The organism is Pseudomonas sp. MIL9, assembly GCF_016887925.1.
Lineage (GTDB): Bacteria > Pseudomonadota > Gammaproteobacteria > Pseudomonadales > Pseudomonadaceae > Aquipseudomonas > Aquipseudomonas mohnii.
This window is the reverse complement of record NZ_JAFEHE010000014.1, coordinates 78246-94705: the sequence shown is the minus strand read 5'-3', so window position 1 is coordinate 94705 and position 16460 is coordinate 78246. Positions and strand designations below refer to the sequence as shown.

Genomic DNA, 16460 nt, shown 5'->3' with positions numbered 1-16460 from the left:
TCAGCCTCGATGATCAGTGGGTCAGGAAGTCCAGGACCATACGGTTGAACTTCTCGGCGTGTTCCCACTGCGCCCAGTGGCCGCAACGGTTGAACACATGCAACTGCGCCTTGGGCAGGCCGGCCAGCAGGCGCAAGCCAGTGTCCATGGGCACGAAGCGGTCCTCGCGGCCCCAGACAAGCAGGGTGTCGGCGCTGATTTCGTGCAGGCGGTGGCTGAAATCCGGAAATTGCTTGGGGTTGATCGTGCTGCTCTTGACGAAGTTTTCCAGGTGATCGCGGCGCGACAGAATGTTGTCCAGGCGGGTCTGGAACAGTTCGTCGGTCAGGCCGCTGGCATCGAAAACGAAGACGTTCATCATCTTCTTCAAGTTCTCGATGGTCGGATCGCGGTACAGCGCGCCGATCAGTTTGATGCCTTCGGTGGGCTGGGGAACGAAGGCGCTCGGGCCGCCGGTGCCGCCGCCCATCAGGATCAGTTTGCCGATCCGCTCAGGGTATTCCAGGGCGAAGGCCACGGTGCTGTGGGCGCCCATCGAGTTGCCGATGATGTGCACGCGGTCCAGGTCCAGCACGTCGAGCAGGCCCTTGAGCGCTTGTGCATTGAGGTTCGAGCGCGAGCCTTCACTGACGATCGTGTCGCTTTTGCTCCAGCCCGGGCAGTCCATCAGGATCACGCGGAAACCGGCATTCACCAGCGGCTCGATATTGCGATTGAAGTTGGCCCAGCCGCTGGCGCCCGGCCCGGAGCCGTGCAGCATGACCACGGTTTCGGCACCTTCGCCAAGGTCGTTGTAGTGCAGTTGCAGGTCCAGGTCGCCTTCCTTGATACGGGCAAAGCGGCTGGTGGAAGCTTCACTGAATGCAGTGGCTGTCATGGCAGTGTTCCTTGAATTCATTAGTGATTGTTCAGCGGCTGTGCGCCAAGGGCACCGAAGCCTGCAATCCACTCGGGAATCGGGCGGTAGTAGCGGCCCTCGGTCTGATAGGGGCCGAAAGCACTGAGGGCGCAGAAGGCGGCGACCCAGGTTTTCACTTCGTGGGTGGACTTGCCGGCCAGCGCCGACAATTCGTCATTGCTCAGGCTGTCGAGGTCGCTCATACGGCCCTGTTCGAGGGTGTCGAGAAACTGCTGATCCCATGTCGGGTTCAGGGGGTGCAGGCTGTGCGGGTCTTCGACGAAGTCTCGGGCGGCTTGAATGACCCGGTTCTGGCGTGCCTGTCGTTCATCGGCGGGTAGCTGGCGCCCGCTGCCCATCAGACGGTCAGCCATACGCGCATCGACCTTGGCCAGTTCCGGTACCGGTGGCTGATGGGACAGGCCGCCGGAGGCCAGAAACAGCACGCGCTTATTCAACGACTTCGCCCATTGGCCAATCGCCTCACCCAGCATTCGGGCGCGATTGAAGCCAGGCAGGGGCACGGCCACGGAGTTGATGAACACCGGAATCACCGGACAGCCCTGCAAGCCGCCGAGCAACAGTTCCAACGGCTGCGCGAACGCATGATCGACCTGCATGCGATAAGACACCGCGGCGTCGATACCGGCATCCAGCACAGCCTGGGCGCAGGATTCAGCCAGCGCTTTAGGCACGTCCAGGGGGCCGGCGGCGGTGTCGAAATCACCAATGGCGTCGGCCGCCATGCCGATGCAAAAGGCCGGCATCACGTCGTAGAAAAAGCCGTTGTAATGGTCCGGTCCGAACACCACCACCAGCTGCGGGTCGAAGCGGGCGATGCGTTCGCGAGCATCGCTGATCACGGCATCGACTTCGGCCAACACGTGCGGTTCAGGATCGACGTAGCCCACCAATGGCGTGTGAGACAAACAATGCAGATAGGCGCTCATCTCAAGCTACCTTGCTGACAACAGCGTTCGCAGCGGTTTGTGGCAGGACTTTGAGCGCCCGGGCCAATTCATCGCAGGCCTGGCCAACGGTTTGGGGGATGGCCAATCCGGCGACGAAGCGGTCGGGACGCACCAGGGCGATGGACGAATTGCCGAGTGCGAACCACTCTTTCAAACGACCGGTGCTGTCACCCACGCGGATCACGTCGTGGCCGGCATCGCTCGGTGCTCTGAGCTGGACGTCCGGCAACACTTGAATAAAGCGCGTGCCCAGGTTTTTCCATTGGGTAATTTGCGCTGCCGTCAGGCCCCAGGTCGGATCGCAGCCCCAGGCGATAATCGCGAAGTTTTCACCGATCACTTCATCCAGCAACACCGTGCTGCCGGCGTCAGTCAACACCTGCGGTTGAATGAACATCTTGCCTGTTGGCGAGCCCTTTTCACTCGGCACGATCAAGGCGCCCCGGGTGTATTGCGGCATCGGTTTGAAGCGCATTTCCAGGAAGTAGCGTTTGACCGGCGGCACGTAATTGAGCAGCCAGGACACACCATCGCGCAGGGTGCCTTGCCAGCGTTTCGGCGGTGCCAGCACATGGCCGGCGAGTACCGAAAGGTCGATCATCGCCTTGGCATGGTCGCGGCGTTCCTGTTCGTAGCTGTCGAGCAGGCTGTCGGCGGCCAGGCCCTTGATCACCAGCGACAGTTTCCACGCCAGGTTGGACGCGTCGCGCATGCCGCTGTTGTAACCCTGGCCTTGCCATACCGGCATGATGTGCGCGGCATCGCCGGCCAGCAGCACCCGGCCCTGACGGAACCGACCGGCCAGACGAGCGTTATGGGTATAGACGCGGCTGCGGATCAGTTCGATGTTGTCCGGGTTCGGCAGCACCTTGCCCAGCAGCTTGCGCATGTTTTCCGGTTTGCTCAGCTCGGCTTCGGTTTCGCCGGGCATGACCATGAACTCGAAACGACGCACGCCATGGGGCAGGGCGGCGGAAACGTAAGGGCGCACCGGGTCGCAGCACAGATAAACGTGTGGCGTGCTCAACGGGTCATTGGCGATGTCGACGACGATCCATTGATTCGGCGCGGTCTTGCCTTCGAAGCTGATGTCCAGGCTGCGCCGCACCAGGCTGTTGCCGCCGTCGCAACCGATCAGGTAACGGGCATGCAGGCGTTCGCTGCGGCCATTCTGATCCGTGAGGTTGAGCACCACCGCGCTGTCGTTTTGCTCAAAACTGCTGAGCTCACGGCTGAACAGTACCTTGACGTTGTTGAAACGCTGCAGGCCGTCGAACAGTACCCGGTCGGCCAAGGGTTGAATGAATGCGTTGCGCCGAGACCAGCCGAATTCGTCGGTTTTCGGTTGGATATCGGCAAAGCAGCGACCCTTGGGGGTCAGGAAACGCATGGCGTGCCAGGGCGTGGTATGCGGCAGCACCTTGTCGGCCAGACTGACGGACTGGAAAGTACGCAGGCTTTCATCGTCCAGGCCGATGGCGCGGGGGTAGTCGATCAGGCTGTCGAGCTTTTCCACCAATGTGACGTTGACGCCACATTGCCCCAGGTAATTGGCAATCATCAGGCCGACAGGGCCTGCGCCGACGATGGCAACGTCGGTGCTCAGCTCCACCGTGGAAGGAGTGGGTGCAAGACTCATGGGTATCTCCGTACAGCGCTTTTGGATTTCTTGTTGGGCGCAGTATGGAAATCAGGTAGCTGGTGGACAACGAAAACCCTTGCTAGTGTGCACCAGGTGCACAAGCTTGATTTATAGAAAAAATGGAGCCTCCATGAGCGAAACAGAATACAAGGCCGTTCGTGGGCTAATGCGCGGTTTGGCCCTGATCAATGGCTTGAATCGTTTCGATGGCGGGGCCACTACGGCGCAGTTGGCCGAGCAAAGCGGGCTACATCGCACCACGGTTCGTCGATTGCTGGAGACCTTGCAAACCGAGGGTTACGTGCGACGCAGTGAGTCAGATGACAGCTATCGCCTGACGTTGAAAGTCCGCGAGCTGAGCGAGGGATTTCGCGACGAGCAATGGATTTCTTCGATTGCCGCGCCGCTGCTTGGCGAGCTGCTGCAACAAGTTGTCTGGCCAACCGACCTGTGCACGCTGGATGGCGACGCCATGGTGATTCGCGAGACCACTCATCGATTCAGTCGCCTGTCATTCCACCGCTCCATGGTCGGTCGGCGCTTACCGTTGCTCATGACGGCCACTGGGCGTGCGTACTTTGCGTTCTGCCCCGCGGCTGAGCGCGAAGAGCTGATTGAGTTGATGATCAGCCGCGAAGATGAACAGTCGGCGCTGGCGGCGGATCGCGGCTTTGTCGACCGGTTGGTGGAGCACACTCTCGGCAAGGGCTATGGAGAAAACAATTCCCACTGGGGCCAGGAGCGCAAAATTGCTGCCATCGCGATTCCGGTTGAGCACGAGGAGCGGGTGATGGGTTGCCTGAACCTGGTGTACATCGCCAAGGCGATGTCGGTTGAGGAAGCCGCCCGCCGGTATCTGCCGGCGATGCAAGGCGTGGTGCAAAAGATCAGGGCGCAATTGGCGTAGTGTGGGCGGCGCTCTGCGGTGCTGCGCGATTCAGCCCTCGCAAGACGCAAAAATCCCCGTATCAGCGAGTGATTACGGGGATTTTTCGTCTATCGAGTTCCGTGGATATCCACGGCACCCATTACACGTTGAAGCGGAAGTGCATCACGTCGCCGTCCTTGACGATGTAGTCCTTGCCTTCCAGGCGCCATTTACCGGCTTCCTTGGCACCGGCTTCACCCTTGTACTGGATGAAGTCGTTGTAGGCGATGACTTCGGCACGGATGAAGCCTTTTTCGAAGTCGGTGTGGATCACGCCAGCCGCTTGCGGAGCGGTGGCACCGACGCGGACGGTCCAGGCGCGGACTTCTTCGACACCGGCGGTGAAGTAGGTCTGCAGGTGCAGCATCTCGTAGCCAGCGCGGATCACGCGGTTCAGGCCTGGCTCTTCGAGGCCCAGGGCTTCGAGGAACATGTCTTTCTCTTCACCGTCTTCAAGTTCGGCGATTTCCGCTTCGATCTTGTTGCAGACCGGTACAACCATGGCGCCTTCTTCTTCGGCAATGGCTTTCACCACGTCCAGGTGCGGGTTGTTTTCGAAACCGTCTTCAGCGACGTTGGCGATGTACATGACCGGTTTGGTGGTCAGCAGGTGGAAGCCCTTGATCATCGCCTTTTCGTCGGCGCTCATGTTCTTCATCAGGCTGCGCGCAGGCTTGCCCAGGGTGAAGTGAGCGATCAATTGCTCCAGCAGGCCTTTCTGGACCACGGCGTCCTTGTCACCGCCCTTGGCGTTGCGCGCGACTTTCTGCAGTTGCTTCTCGCAGCTGTCGAGGTCGGCGAAGATCAGTTCCAGGTCGATGATTTCGATGTCGCGTTTCGGGTCGACGCTGTTGGAAACGTGAATCACGTTCTCGTCTTCGAAGCAGCGGACTACGTGGGCGATCGCATCGGTTTCGCGGATGTTGGCCAGGAATTTGTTGCCCAGGCCTTCACCTTTCGACGCGCCGGCCACCAGGCCAGCGATGTCGACGAATTCCATGGTGGTCGGCAGGACGCGCTTTGGATTGACGATGGCGGCCAGGGCATCGAGGCGCGGGTCCGGCATCGGCACGATTCCGCTGTTGGGCTCGATGGTGCAGAAGGGGAAGTTCTCGGCCGCGATACCGGATTTGGTCAGGGCGTTGAACAGGGTGGACTTGCCGACGTTAGGCAGGCCGACGATGCCGCAATTGAATCCCATGGTGTTTCCCCGAGGAGTTAGAGTCAGGCCTTCTGGCTGTGCAGGTTTTTCATCGCGCGGTTCCATTCACCGGCGAGGATATCCGGCAGCACGCCGAGGGCAAAGTCGATGCTGGCATCGAGTTTTTCCTGTTCGGCGCGTGGCGCACGACCCAGGACGAAATTTGAAACCATACTGGCAACGCCCGGGTGGCCAATGCCAAGCCGCAAGCGGTGAAAGGTATTCTGATTGCCCAGTTGCGCAATGATGTCGCGCAACCCGTTGTGACCGCCATGGCCGCCGCCCTGTTTGAGCTTGGCGACGCCCGGAGGCAGGTCGAGTTCGTCGTGCGCCACCAGGATCTCTTCGGGCTTGATGCGGAAGAATCCGGCGAGTGCCGCTACGGCCTGGCCGCTGCGGTTCATGTAGGTGGTGGGGATCAGCAGACGAACATCCTGACCCAGGTGCGTATAGCGCCCGGTCAGGCCGAAATATTTGCGATCGGCTACAAGGTTTATGCCTTGTGCGTTCGCGATGCGCTCAACAAAAAGGGCCCCTGCGTTATGCCGGGTCTGTTCGTATTCTGCACCTGGATTTCCCAAGCCAACGATCAGTTTAATGGCAGTCACGATAGGGGCCCTTCCCAGGAGTGGTGGATAACATCGCCGCAATCGGAGAGAGCGGCGAAAGTGGACGAAAGTTGCTCATTTACCATTATGTAAACTCCGCGTTCTCGCCCGCTTTCTCGCTACGTTCCAGTCCGCGATGTTTCCGTCACTCCGGCGAACAGAGTGAAATTACTCTGCTGCGCCTTCTTCGGTAGCTTCTGGAGCAACACGTGGAGCGTGAACGTTGGCAACAGCCAGGTCGTTACCGTGAGCCAGAGCAACGAACTCAACGCCTTTAGGAGCGCTGATGTCGGACAGGTGAATGATCGAGCCGACTTCGGCGTTAGCCAGGTCAACTTCGATGAATTCAGGCAGGTCTTTTGGCAGGCAGGTCACTTCGATTTCAGCAACAACGTGCGAAATCTCGCCGCCTTTCTTCACCGGGGCAGCTTCGTTGATGAAGTGCACTGGAACGACAGCAGTCAGCTTCTGGCCGGCCACTACGCGTACGAAGTCAGCGTGCATCACGTGGCCTTTGGCCGGGTGACGCTGCAGAGCCTTGATGATTACGTTTTGCTTGGTGCCACCAACGTTCAGCTCGATGATGTGGCTGTAAGCCGCTTCGTTTTCGAGCAGTTTGGCAACTTCTTTAGCCAGCATGCTGATGGATTCAGGGGCTTTTTCGCCACCGTAAACTACAGCTGGAACCAGGCTTGCGAGACGACGCAGGCGGCGGCTCGCACCTTTCCCCAGGTCGGAACGCACTTCAGCATTCAGAGTAAAATCGTTCATGTTGTATCTCCAAAATAACCACATTCGCCCCAGCGTTTGCGACCAGCGCTAAAGGCGGTATGGGCAAAAAAGCCCCGCCCCGACAGGAATGCCGGGGCGGGGCGCTTTTCGTCAACGAGATGTTCGAGAAGGGCAGGGCCCTTAGCGGAACATCGCGCTGATCGATTCTTCATTGCTGATGCGGCGGACCGCCTCGGCAACTACCGGTGCGATATCCAGTTGACGGATACGCGCACAGGCTTGTGCTGCAGCGGACAGCGGAATGGTGTTGGTCACCACCAGCTCGTCCAGCACGGAATTTTCAATGTTTTCGATCGCCCGACCCGACAGCACAGGGTGCGTGCAGTAGGCGAAAACCTTGGCAGCGCCATGCTCTTTCAGGGCCTTGGCCGCGTGGCACAGGGTGCCGGCGGTATCGACCATGTCATCGACCAGAATACAGGTGCGCCCTTCGACATCACCGATGATATGCATCACTTCAGAGTGATTGGCTTTCTCACGGCGTTTGTCGATGATCCCGAGATCCACGCCCAGGGATTTGGCAACGGCACGTGCACGCACGACGCCACCAATGTCCGGGGACACGATCATCAGGTTTTCGAAGCGCTGATCTTCAATGTCATCCACCAGAACCGGGGAGCCGTAGATGTTATCTACCGGAATATCGAAGAAACCCTGGATTTGGTCAGCATGCAGATCAACCGTGAGAACACGGTCGATGCCGACTACGGTAAGCATGTCAGCGACGACTTTCGCGCTGATAGCCACACGTGCGGAACGCGGACGGCGATCCTGACGGGCATAACCAAAGTAAGGAATAACAGCAGTGATACGAGTAGCCGAGGAGCGGCGGAAGGCATCAGCCATCACTACCAGTTCCATCAGGTTATCGTTGGTCGGAGCGCAAGTCGGCTGAATAATGAAGACGTCTTTACCGCGGACGTTTTCATTGATCTCGGCTGTAATTTCGCCGTCGGAAAATTTACCGACAGAGATGTCACCGAGAGGGATATGCAGCTGACGTACGACACGCCGAGCCAGATCGGGGTTAGCGTTCCCCGTAAAGACCATCATCTTGGACACGCGCAGTACCTGAAGGCTGAGGGTAACCTGGATGAGTATAGGAAAATGGCAGGGGCGGCTGGATTCGAACCAACGCATGGCAGGATCAAAACCTGCTGCCTTACCGCTTGGCGACGCCCCTGTATCTGTTGCAACGATTACCCAGTAATCGATTCCTTTAGAGCAGACTTTGCAGCTTGCGATGCAACATCGAAACGTTGCTTCCTTTTGCTACAAACCCTGTAAGGGTCTCTGTAAGAAGGGCCGAGACTTTATCAGCTTCAGCTTTGCTTGGGAAGCCCCCAAACACACAACTTCCAGTTCCGGTGAGTTTTGCTTCGGTAAAATTACCTAACAAATTCAATGCGTTACGTACCTCTGGATAACGCCTTGCTACTACCGGCAAGCAGTCATTTCGACTGTTTCCCTTGGGAACGGGGCGCACTTTAATGGGCGGCGAGTTACGTGTCAACAACGGATCGGAAAAAATTTCTGCCGTACTTACAGATACTTGCGGCACCAGCACCAGATACCACGGTTCTTCCGGGTCTACCGGGGTCAGTTTCTCCCCCACGCCTTCGGCGAAAGCCGCGTGGCCGCGCACGAAAACCGGGACATCGGCGCCCAGTGTCAGGCCCAGTGCGGCCAGCCGATCTTCATCCCAGCCCAATTGCCAGAGATGATTGAGGCCAAGCAAGGTCGTCGCGGCATTCGAACTGCCGCCACCGATTCCACCGCCCATGGGCAAAACTTTGTCGATCCAGATATCAATGCCGAGCGAGCAACCGGATTGCTCCTGAAGTTTTTTCGCGGCTTTGACGATCAGGTTGCTGTCATGGGGGACACCTTCGAACTCGGTGTGCAAATGAATGACGCCGTCATCGCGCACGGCGAAGGTGATTTCATCGCCATAGTCGAGAAACTGAAACAGCGTCTGCAACTCGTGGTAGCCGTCTTCGCGGCGACCGAGAATGTGCAACATCAGGTTGAGCTTGGCCGGGGAGGGCAGGGTCAGGCGACTGGCAGGCATGTCATTGCCCCAGCTTGCGTGGTTGCCAGGCCTTGATCACCAGCGTGACATCGAGGTCGGTGCCGTGCAGCTTGATGCGCTCGGGCAGCCAGTAGCCGTTTTGCTCGGTGTAGGCGGTGTACTCGACCTGCCAGCCATCTTGTTCAAGGCTGGCCAGGCGGCTGTCGCCATCCAGGGTCAGGCGGCTCTTGCTGTCCGGAGCCGGAAGCCCGCGGACCCACCAGGCCAGATTGGACACCGGCAATTTCCAGCCCAGTTGTTCTTCAAGCAGGACTTCCGGGCTTGGCGCTTCATAGCGACCCTGGTTGGCAACTTCCAGAGAGACCTTGCCGGGCCGTCCGGTCAGGCGTGCCGCACCGCGACCCAGGGGGCCGGAAAGGCGGATGTCGTAATAGTCCTGGCGCTGCAGCCAGAACAGCGTGCCGCTACCCGAATCCTTTGGCGCGCGAATGCCGATCTTGCCGTCGATCTGCCAGCCATCCAGGGCGGCAAGCTGCTGTTTGTGCTCGCGCCATTGGGCGGGGTTACCGTGGCCCTCGACGGATTCGCGGGCACCGAAGCCCGCGCAACCGGCGAGCAGGGCGATGAAACTGAAAACGATGATGTGGCGCAAAAACATAATCTTAAAGAGTCTCTGATCCGGTCAGGCGCTTGATGGTACCGCGCAGAGTTGGGCTGTCAGGCTGTTCCTTGAGGAACTTGCCCCATATTTGCCTGGCTTCGCGCTGTTTGCCATTGGCCCACAGGACTTCACCCAGGTGTGCGGCGACTTCCTGATCGGGGAAGCGTTGCAGCGCCTGGCGCAGCAGGCGTTCGGCTTCGTCGAGGTTGCCCATGCGGAAATTCACCCAGCCGAGGCTGTCGAGCACCGCCGGGTCTTCCGGATTGATCTGGTGAGCCTGTTCGATCAGGGCCTTGGCTTCGGCGTAACGTGTCGTGCGGTCGGACAGGGTGTAGCCCAGGGCGTTGAGCGCCATGGCATTGTCCGGGTCGTGCTTGATGATCAGTCGCAGGTCTTTTTCCATCTGCGCCAGGTCATTGCGCTTTTCCGCCAGCATGGCACGGGTGTAAAGCAGGTTCAGGTCGTCGGGGTATTGCTGCAGGGCTTTTTCCAGCACATTCCAGGCTTTGTCGCCCTGTTTGTTGGCGGACAGGGTTTCCGCCTCGATCAGGTACAGCTGGATCACGTAGTCCGGTTGCTCGTCGCGTTCCGTCGCCAGGCGGGATTGGGCTTCGGCGGTCCTGCCGTTGTTCATCAGAATATCGGCCTGACGCAATTGTGCCGGCAGGTAATCGTTGCCCGGACCCACCTTGCCGTACTCGATCAAGGCGCCCTGCGGGTCATTGCGTTCTTCGGCGATCCGGCCGAGGTTCAGGTGTGCCGAGTCGACATGGCTGTCCCGGGCGATCAAGTCTTCCAGATAGCCCTTGGCCTCGTTCCAGGCCTTGGCTTCCAGGCAAACCAGCGCCAGGGAGTAACGCAATTCGTCGTCTTCGGGGTATTGCTGGACCAGGCTCGAGAACTCGGCTTTGGCGTCATCCATCCGGTCCTGTTCAACCAGCATGCGCGCATAAGTCAGGCGCAGGCGTTTGTCGTCCGGATATTTCTTGATGCTTTTTTGCAGCAGCGGCAAGGCCTCGTCACCGCGATCGAGGGTTTGCAGCAGGCGTGCGCGCAGCAGAATCGGGGCGATTTCGCCGTCGTCGGGCGGATTGTCTTCAAGCAGGGTCAGCGCACCTTTGGCGTCGCCGTCCTGTTGCATCAGCAAGGCCTTGCCGAAAATCAGCTGACTGTTGTGCGGATGGCGCTGCAATAAACGGTCGAAACTCTTCATCAAACCGTTGCGCGTGTCCTGGTCGGTGTCGGCTGCGGACAAGGCGAGGAAGTCGAAGTGGGTGTCGCCCTTGCCTTGCAGGACTTTCTCCATATAGACCATGGAGTCGTCGTAGCGCCCGGCGCGGGCCAGTTGTACGGCAGCGGCCCGTTGCGCCTCGAGGTCGTCCGGGGCGTTCCTGGCCCAGATCAGTGCGGTGTCCAGGGCGGCCTGATCGGCGCCCAGGTACTCGGCGATACGGAATGCCCGCTCGGAAATGCCCGGATCCTGGGTATTGATGGCCTGGGTCACATAGTTGTCCAGGGCAATGTCGAAACGATTGCGCTGGCCAGCCAGTTCGGCGCTCAGCAGGCTGAAGACCGTGTCTTCGCTGAATGAGCTGTAAACCTTGGGCTTTTCAGGCGCCGGAGTGCTGTCTTCGGCCGGCGACGTACTGTCCGACGATACGGGTGCCAAGGCCTGGCAGCCGCTGAGGAAGACAAAAGCGAGGAGCAACGCGGAGGATCTATTCATATAGGAAGAGGACGACTAACCTGCGGTCGGATCATCATGACACAAGCCTTGGGCCAAACATAACCGGCCTGGCATTTTCGCGTGTGAGCGACCGTAATCGAGAACTATTCGCGGTTGTGGTGGACGCCTGCCATGGCGATAGATATCGAATAGTTGTTCTGATTCCGTCGAAGTAGGACAATTGCCGGCTTCACGTCACCATCAGCGACTTTGAATGGCCTTCCTTGCACTCGGTATTAACCATAAGACTGCTTCAGTAGACGTCCGCGAGCGCGTGGCCTTTACCCCTGAGCAGCTGGTGGAGGCCTTGCAGCAGCTCTGCCGACTCACCGACAGCCGCGAAGCTGCGATCCTCTCCACCTGCAATCGCAGTGAGCTCTATATAGAACAGGATCACCTGTCGGCGGATATCGTCCTGCGCTGGCTGGCCGAATACCATCATTTGAGCCTCGACGAACTGCGCGCGAGCGCCTATGTGCACGAAGATGATGCGGCAGTTCGTCACATGATGCGGGTGGCCTCGGGGCTCGATTCGCTGGTGTTGGGCGAACCGCAGATTCTTGGCCAGATGAAATCGGCCTACGCCGTGGCTCGGGAGGCCGGCACCATCGGCCCGTTGCTCGGACGCCTGTTCCAGGCCACGTTCAATGCCGCCAAGCAGGTGCGCACCGACACCGCCATTGGTGAAAACCCGGTGTCCGTGGCGTTCGCCGCAGTCAGCCTGGCGAAACAGATTTTCAGCGACTTGCAACGCAGTCAGGCCTTGCTGATTGGCGCCGGCGAGACCATCACCCTGGTCGCCCGCCATCTGCATGACCTCGGCGTAAAGCGAATCGTGGTCGCCAATCGCACGCTGGAGCGGGCGAGCCTGCTGGCCGAGCAGTTCGGTGCCCATGCGGTGCTGCTGTCGGACATTCCTGCGGAACTGGTGCGCAGCGACATCGTCATCAGTTCCACCGCCAGCCAATTGCCGATCCTCGGCAAGGGCGCCGTGGAAAGCGCACTGAAACTGCGCAAGCACAAACCCATTTTCATGGTGGATATTGCCGTTCCGCGGGATATCGAGCCAGAAGTCGGCGAGCTGGACGACGTTTACCTGTATAGCGTCGACGATCTCCATGAGGTGGTCGCCGAGAACCTCAAGAGCCGGCAAGGCGCTGCGCAAGCGGCTGAAGAGATGGTGTCGGTCGGTGCCGAAGATTTCATGGTCCGCCTGCGCGAATTGGCGGCGGTGGACGTGCTCAAGGCCTATCGTCAACAAAGCGAACGCTTGCGCGACGAAGAATTGCAAAAGGCCCAGCGCCTGCTGGCCAACGGCGCCAGTGCCGAAGATGTGCTGCTGCAACTGGCCCGTGGCCTGACCAACAAACTCATGCACGCACCGAGCGTGCAGTTGAAAAAGCTCTCTGCCGAAGGTCGCCTCGATGCGCTGGCGATGGCCCAGGAACTCTTTGCCCTCGGTGAGGGCTCATCGGAAAGCTTTTCGGATAAGAAACCGCAATGAAAGCGTCACTGCTCAATAAGCTGGACATCCTCCAGGACCGTTTCGAGGAATTGACCGCCTTGCTTGGCGATGGCGAGGTCATTTCCGATCAGAACAAATTCCGCACCTATTCCAAGGAATACGCGGAAGTCGAGCCGATCGTCGAGACCTATAAACAGTTGCTCAAAGTGCAGGGCGACCTGGAAGGCGCCCAGGCATTGCTCAAGGACAGCGACCCGGACATGCGCGAGATGGCCGTGGAAGAAGTCCGCGAAGCCAAGGAGCGCCTGGTCGAACTGGAAGCCAGCCTGCAACGCATGCTGCTGCCCAAGGACCCGAATGACGGGCGTAACGTGTTTCTGGAAATCCGCGCGGGTACGGGCGGTGACGAGGCGGCGATTTTCTCCGGCGACCTGTTCCGCATGTATTCGCGTTACGCCGAGCGTCGCGGCTGGCGGGTGGAAATCCTCTCCGAGAACGAGGGTGAGCACGGCGGCTATAAAGAAGTCATTGCCCGCGTGGAAGGCGACAACGTCTACGGCAAGCTGAAATTCGAGTCCGGTGCGCACCGCGTGCAGCGGGTTCCGGCCACCGAATCCCAAGGGCGCATCCATACCTCGGCCTGCACAGTGGCGGTATTGCCCGAGCCGGATGAGCAGGAAGCGATCGAGATCAACCCGGCGGACCTGCGGATCGACACCTATCGTTCCTCCGGTGCCGGCGGTCAGCACGTCAACAAGACCGACTCGGCGATCCGCATCACCCACTTGCCGTCGGGCATCGTGGTCGAGTGCCAGGAAGAACGTTCCCAGCACAAGAACCGTGCGCGGGCGATGTCCTGGCTGTCGGCCAAACTCAACGATCAGCAGACCAGTGCCGCCGCCAATGCCATTGCCAGCGAACGTAAATTGCTGGTGGGCTCGGGTGATCGCTCCGAACGCATCCGCACCTACAACTTCGCCCAGGGCCGGGTCACCGACCACCGGGTCAACCTGACGCTGTATTCCCTCGACGAAATCCTCGCCGGCGGCGTCGATGCGGTGATCGAGCCGTTGCTGGCCGAATATCAGGCCGATCAACTGGCGGCGATAGGTGAGTAAATGACGATCATCGCCAGTTTGTTACGCGCCGCCGATCTGCCCGACTCGCCCACGGCGCGTCTGGATGCCGAATTGTTGCTGGCGGCGGCGTTGGGCAAGTCCCGCAGTTTTCTGCACACCTGGCCGGAACGTATCGTTCCGAGCGAAGCGGCGCTGACGTTCGCCGAATACCTGCAGCGCCGCCGCAGCGGTGAGCCGGTGGCCTACATTCTGGGTCAGCAGGGTTTCTGGAAGCTCGACCTGGAAGTGGCGCCGCACACGCTGATCCCGCGTCCGGACACCGAGTTGTTGGTGGAGGCCGCGCTCGAACTGTTGCCGGCCACACCGTGCAAAGTCCTCGACCTTGGCACCGGCAGCGGTGCCATCGCCCTGGCCCTGGCCAGTGAGCGTCCGGCGTGGAAGGTCACCGCCGTCGATCGTGTGCTTGAAGCGGTGGCCCTGGCCGAACGCAATCGTCAGCGTCTGAACCTGAACAACGCCACAGTGTTGAGCAGTCATTGGTTCAGCGCTCTGGAAGGTCAGCGTTTTCAGTTGATCATCAGCAATCCGCCCTACATCGCGGCAGCCGATCCGCACCTGGTGGAAGGCGATGTGCGCTTCGAGCCGGCCAGTGCCCTGGTGGCCGGTGTCGACGGGCTCGACGATCTGCGCTTGATCGTCGCCCAGGCGCCGGAGCATCTGGAGGCCGGTGGCTGGCTGATGCTTGAACACGGTTACGACCAGGCCGAGGCGGTGCGTGATCTGCTGCTGACCCGTGGCTTTGAAGACGTCCACAGCCGCACCGATCTGGGCGGTCATCAACGCATCAGTCTGGGGCGCCTGCCATGCTGAATGATCAGGAATTGCTGCGCTACAGCCGGCAAATTCTGTTGCACCACATCGATATCGACGGCCAGTTGCGCTTGAAAGAAAGCCGCGTGCTGATTGTCGGCCTCGGTGGGCTGGGTGCGCCGGTGGCGTTGTATCTGGCCGCGGCGGGTGTCGGCGAGTTGCATCTGGCGGACTTCGATACAGTCGACCTGACCAACCTGCAACGCCAGATCATTCATGACACCGACAGTGTTGGCATGAGCAAGGTCGATTCGGCGATCAAGCGCCTGACGGCAATCAATCCCGAGGTTCAACTGATCGCCCACCGCACGGCGCTGGATGAAGATTCCCTGGCGGCTGCCGTGGCAGGTGTGGACCTGGTCCTCGACTGTTCGGACAATTTCTCCACCCGTGAAGCGGTCAATGCCGCTTGCGTGGCCGCCGCAAAACCGCTGGTCAGTGGCGCGGCGATTCGCCTTGAAGGGCAGTTGTCGGTGTTCGACCCGCGTCGTGCGGAGAGTCCGTGCTACCACTGCTTATACGGACACGGCAGCGAGGCGGAATTGACCTGCAGCGAGGCCGGGGTGGTCGGTCCGCTGGTGGGCCTGGTCGGCAGCCTGCAAGCCCTTGAAGCGCTGAAGCTGCTGGCAGGTTTCGGCGAGCCACTGGTGGGACGCCTGTTGTTGATCGATGCCTTGGGCTCACGCTTTCGTGAATTGCGAGTCAAGCGGGACCCGGGTTGCAGCGTTTGTGGGCCAAAGCATGCGTGAAGCGCCGATTGGCGTGTTCGACTCCGGCGTCGGTGGGCTGTCGGTGCTGGCCGAGATCCAGCGTTTGTTGCCCAACGAGTCACTGCTGTACGTCGCCGATTGCGGCAATATTCCCTACGGCGAGAAAACCCCGGAATTCATCCGGCAGCGTTGCAGCGTCATGGCCGGTTTCTTTCAACGGCAGGGCGCCAAGGCCCTGGTACTGGCCTGCAACACTGCCACCGTCGCGGGCGTTGCCGACCTGCGACGCGATTATCCGCAATGGCCTATCGTCGGCATGGAGCCGGCGGTCAAGCCGGCGGCTGCCGCGACCCGCAGTGGCGTGGTCGGCGTGCTGGCCACGACCGGTACATTGCAGAGTGCCAAGTTCGCGGCATTGCTCGATCGTTTCGCCACGGATGTGCGCGTGATCACCCAGCCTTGCCCCGGGCTGGTGGAGCTGATTGAAAAGGGTGATCTGCACAGTCCCGCACTGCGTCAGTTGTTGGCCGGTTACGTCGAGCCCCTGCTTGCCGAAGGTGCCGACACCATCATCCTGGGCTGCACCCATTACCCTTTCCTCAAGCCGATGCTCAAGCAGATGATCCCCGATGACATCAGCTTGATCGACACCGGCGCCGCTGTTGCGCGCCAACTTCAGCGTCTGCTGGCCGAGCGCAATTTGCTCGCTCAAGGCCCTGCTCGTGAGGCGCAATTCTGGACCAGTGCCGATCCCCTGCACTTCGCAAATATTTTGCCGATACTGTGGAATACCGTTGGCGTTGTGCAAAGCTTCAACGAGTAAGAAGGTTGTGGGGCAAGCGAATAATTGGGGTGAACTTCTGATAAATCGCCGACT

The 16460-nt window shown here is 59.9% G+C and carries 16 protein-coding genes and 1 tRNA gene; 6 read left to right on the top strand and 11 right to left on the bottom strand.

Annotated elements, in window-relative coordinates; genetic code table 11:
• Positions 1–13: 13 nt before the first annotated feature.
• From JQF37_RS16770 to JQF37_RS16760, 3 genes are read right to left on the bottom strand one after another with little or no spacing between them, the layout of a single operon-like run.
• Complete coding sequence (locus tag JQF37_RS16770) at positions 14–877, bottom strand: alpha/beta fold hydrolase (protein ID WP_130208334.1); 864 nt, start codon at positions 875–877, stop codon at positions 14–16.
• A gap of 20 nt (positions 878–897) precedes the next feature.
• Positions 898–1848 (bottom strand): 3-carboxyethylcatechol 2,3-dioxygenase, encoded by a 951-nt coding sequence (gene mhpB / locus JQF37_RS16765; protein ID WP_130208332.1) that lies wholly within the window; start codon positions 1846–1848, stop codon positions 898–900.
• 1 nt (position 1849) lies between these two features.
• Entirely contained in the window at positions 1850–3508 is a 1659-nt protein-coding gene (locus JQF37_RS16760; protein ID WP_130208330.1) for a bifunctional 3-(3-hydroxy-phenyl)propionate/3-hydroxycinnamic acid hydroxylase, read from the bottom strand.
• Between the two features lie 133 nt (positions 3509–3641).
• On the opposite strand from JQF37_RS16760, the gene JQF37_RS16755 reads away from it, so the two are divergent.
• Positions 3642–4418, top strand: a complete 777-nt coding sequence (locus JQF37_RS16755) for a DNA-binding transcriptional regulator (RefSeq protein ID WP_130208328.1) — start codon at positions 3642–3644, stop codon at positions 4416–4418.
• 121 nt (positions 4419–4539) lie between these two features.
• Here JQF37_RS16755 and ychF read toward each other — a convergent pair whose 3' ends face one another.
• The 8 genes from ychF to JQF37_RS16715 all read right to left on the bottom strand — a co-directional run bounded on the left by ychF (position 4540) and on the right by JQF37_RS16715 (position 11459).
• Positions 4540–5640, bottom strand: a complete 1101-nt coding sequence (ychF, locus tag JQF37_RS16750; RefSeq protein ID WP_130208326.1) for a redox-regulated ATPase YchF — start codon at positions 5638–5640, stop codon at positions 4540–4542.
• A gap of 23 nt (positions 5641–5663) precedes the next feature.
• Positions 5664–6248: an aminoacyl-tRNA hydrolase gene (gene pth, locus JQF37_RS16745; protein WP_130208325.1), complete on the bottom strand. Its 585-nt coding sequence runs from the start codon at positions 6246–6248 to the stop codon at positions 5664–5666.
• Positions 6249–6416: 168 nt separating this feature from the next.
• Positions 6417–7019, bottom strand: a complete 603-nt coding sequence (locus JQF37_RS16740; RefSeq protein ID WP_130208323.1) for a 50S ribosomal protein L25/general stress protein Ctc — start codon at positions 7017–7019, stop codon at positions 6417–6419.
• A gap of 141 nt (positions 7020–7160) precedes the next feature.
• On the bottom strand, positions 7161–8102 hold the full coding sequence (locus tag JQF37_RS16735; RefSeq protein ID WP_003171603.1) for a ribose-phosphate pyrophosphokinase: 942 nt from the start codon (positions 8100–8102) through the stop codon (positions 7161–7163).
• A 46-nt stretch (positions 8103–8148) separates the two neighbouring features.
• A tRNA-Gln gene (locus tag JQF37_RS16730) sits at positions 8149–8223 on the bottom strand.
• A 36-nt stretch (positions 8224–8259) separates the two neighbouring features.
• Positions 8260–9111, bottom strand: a complete 852-nt coding sequence (gene ispE / locus JQF37_RS16725; RefSeq protein ID WP_130208321.1) for a 4-(cytidine 5'-diphospho)-2-C-methyl-D-erythritol kinase — start codon at positions 9109–9111, stop codon at positions 8260–8262.
• A gap of 1 nt (position 9112) precedes the next feature.
• Entirely contained in the window at positions 9113–9730 is a 618-nt protein-coding gene (gene lolB / locus JQF37_RS16720) for a lipoprotein insertase outer membrane protein LolB (RefSeq protein ID WP_047533176.1), read from the bottom strand.
• A 4-nt stretch (positions 9731–9734) separates the two neighbouring features.
• Complete coding sequence (locus tag JQF37_RS16715) at positions 9735–11459, bottom strand: tetratricopeptide repeat protein (RefSeq protein ID WP_130208319.1); 1725 nt, start codon at positions 11457–11459, stop codon at positions 9735–9737.
• A gap of 214 nt (positions 11460–11673) precedes the next feature.
• On the opposite strand from JQF37_RS16715, the gene hemA reads away from it, so the two are divergent.
• From hemA to murI, 5 genes are read left to right on the top strand one after another with little or no spacing between them, the layout of a single operon-like run.
• Positions 11674–12963, top strand: a complete 1290-nt coding sequence (gene hemA / locus JQF37_RS16710; protein WP_130208317.1) for a glutamyl-tRNA reductase — start codon at positions 11674–11676, stop codon at positions 12961–12963.
• Complete coding sequence (prfA, locus tag JQF37_RS16705) at positions 12960–14042, top strand: peptide chain release factor 1 (RefSeq protein ID WP_047533169.1); 1083 nt, start codon at positions 12960–12962, stop codon at positions 14040–14042. The genes hemA and prfA overlap by 4 nt, the downstream gene beginning before the upstream one ends.
• Positions 14043–14873 (top strand): peptide chain release factor N(5)-glutamine methyltransferase, encoded by an 831-nt coding sequence (prmC, locus tag JQF37_RS16700; protein ID WP_130208315.1) that lies wholly within the window; start codon positions 14043–14045, stop codon positions 14871–14873.
• The gene (locus tag JQF37_RS16695; RefSeq protein ID WP_130208313.1) at positions 14867–15622 is read left to right on the top strand and encodes a molybdopterin-synthase adenylyltransferase MoeB; all 756 of its coding nucleotides are present in this window, start codon (positions 14867–14869) and stop codon (positions 15620–15622) included. Before prmC ends, JQF37_RS16695 begins: the two co-directional genes overlap by 7 nt.
• Entirely contained in the window at positions 15615–16406 is a 792-nt protein-coding gene (gene murI, locus JQF37_RS16690) for a glutamate racemase (RefSeq protein WP_130208311.1), read from the top strand. Before JQF37_RS16695 ends, murI begins: the two co-directional genes overlap by 8 nt.
• The last annotated feature ends 54 nt before the right edge of the window (positions 16407–16460 follow it).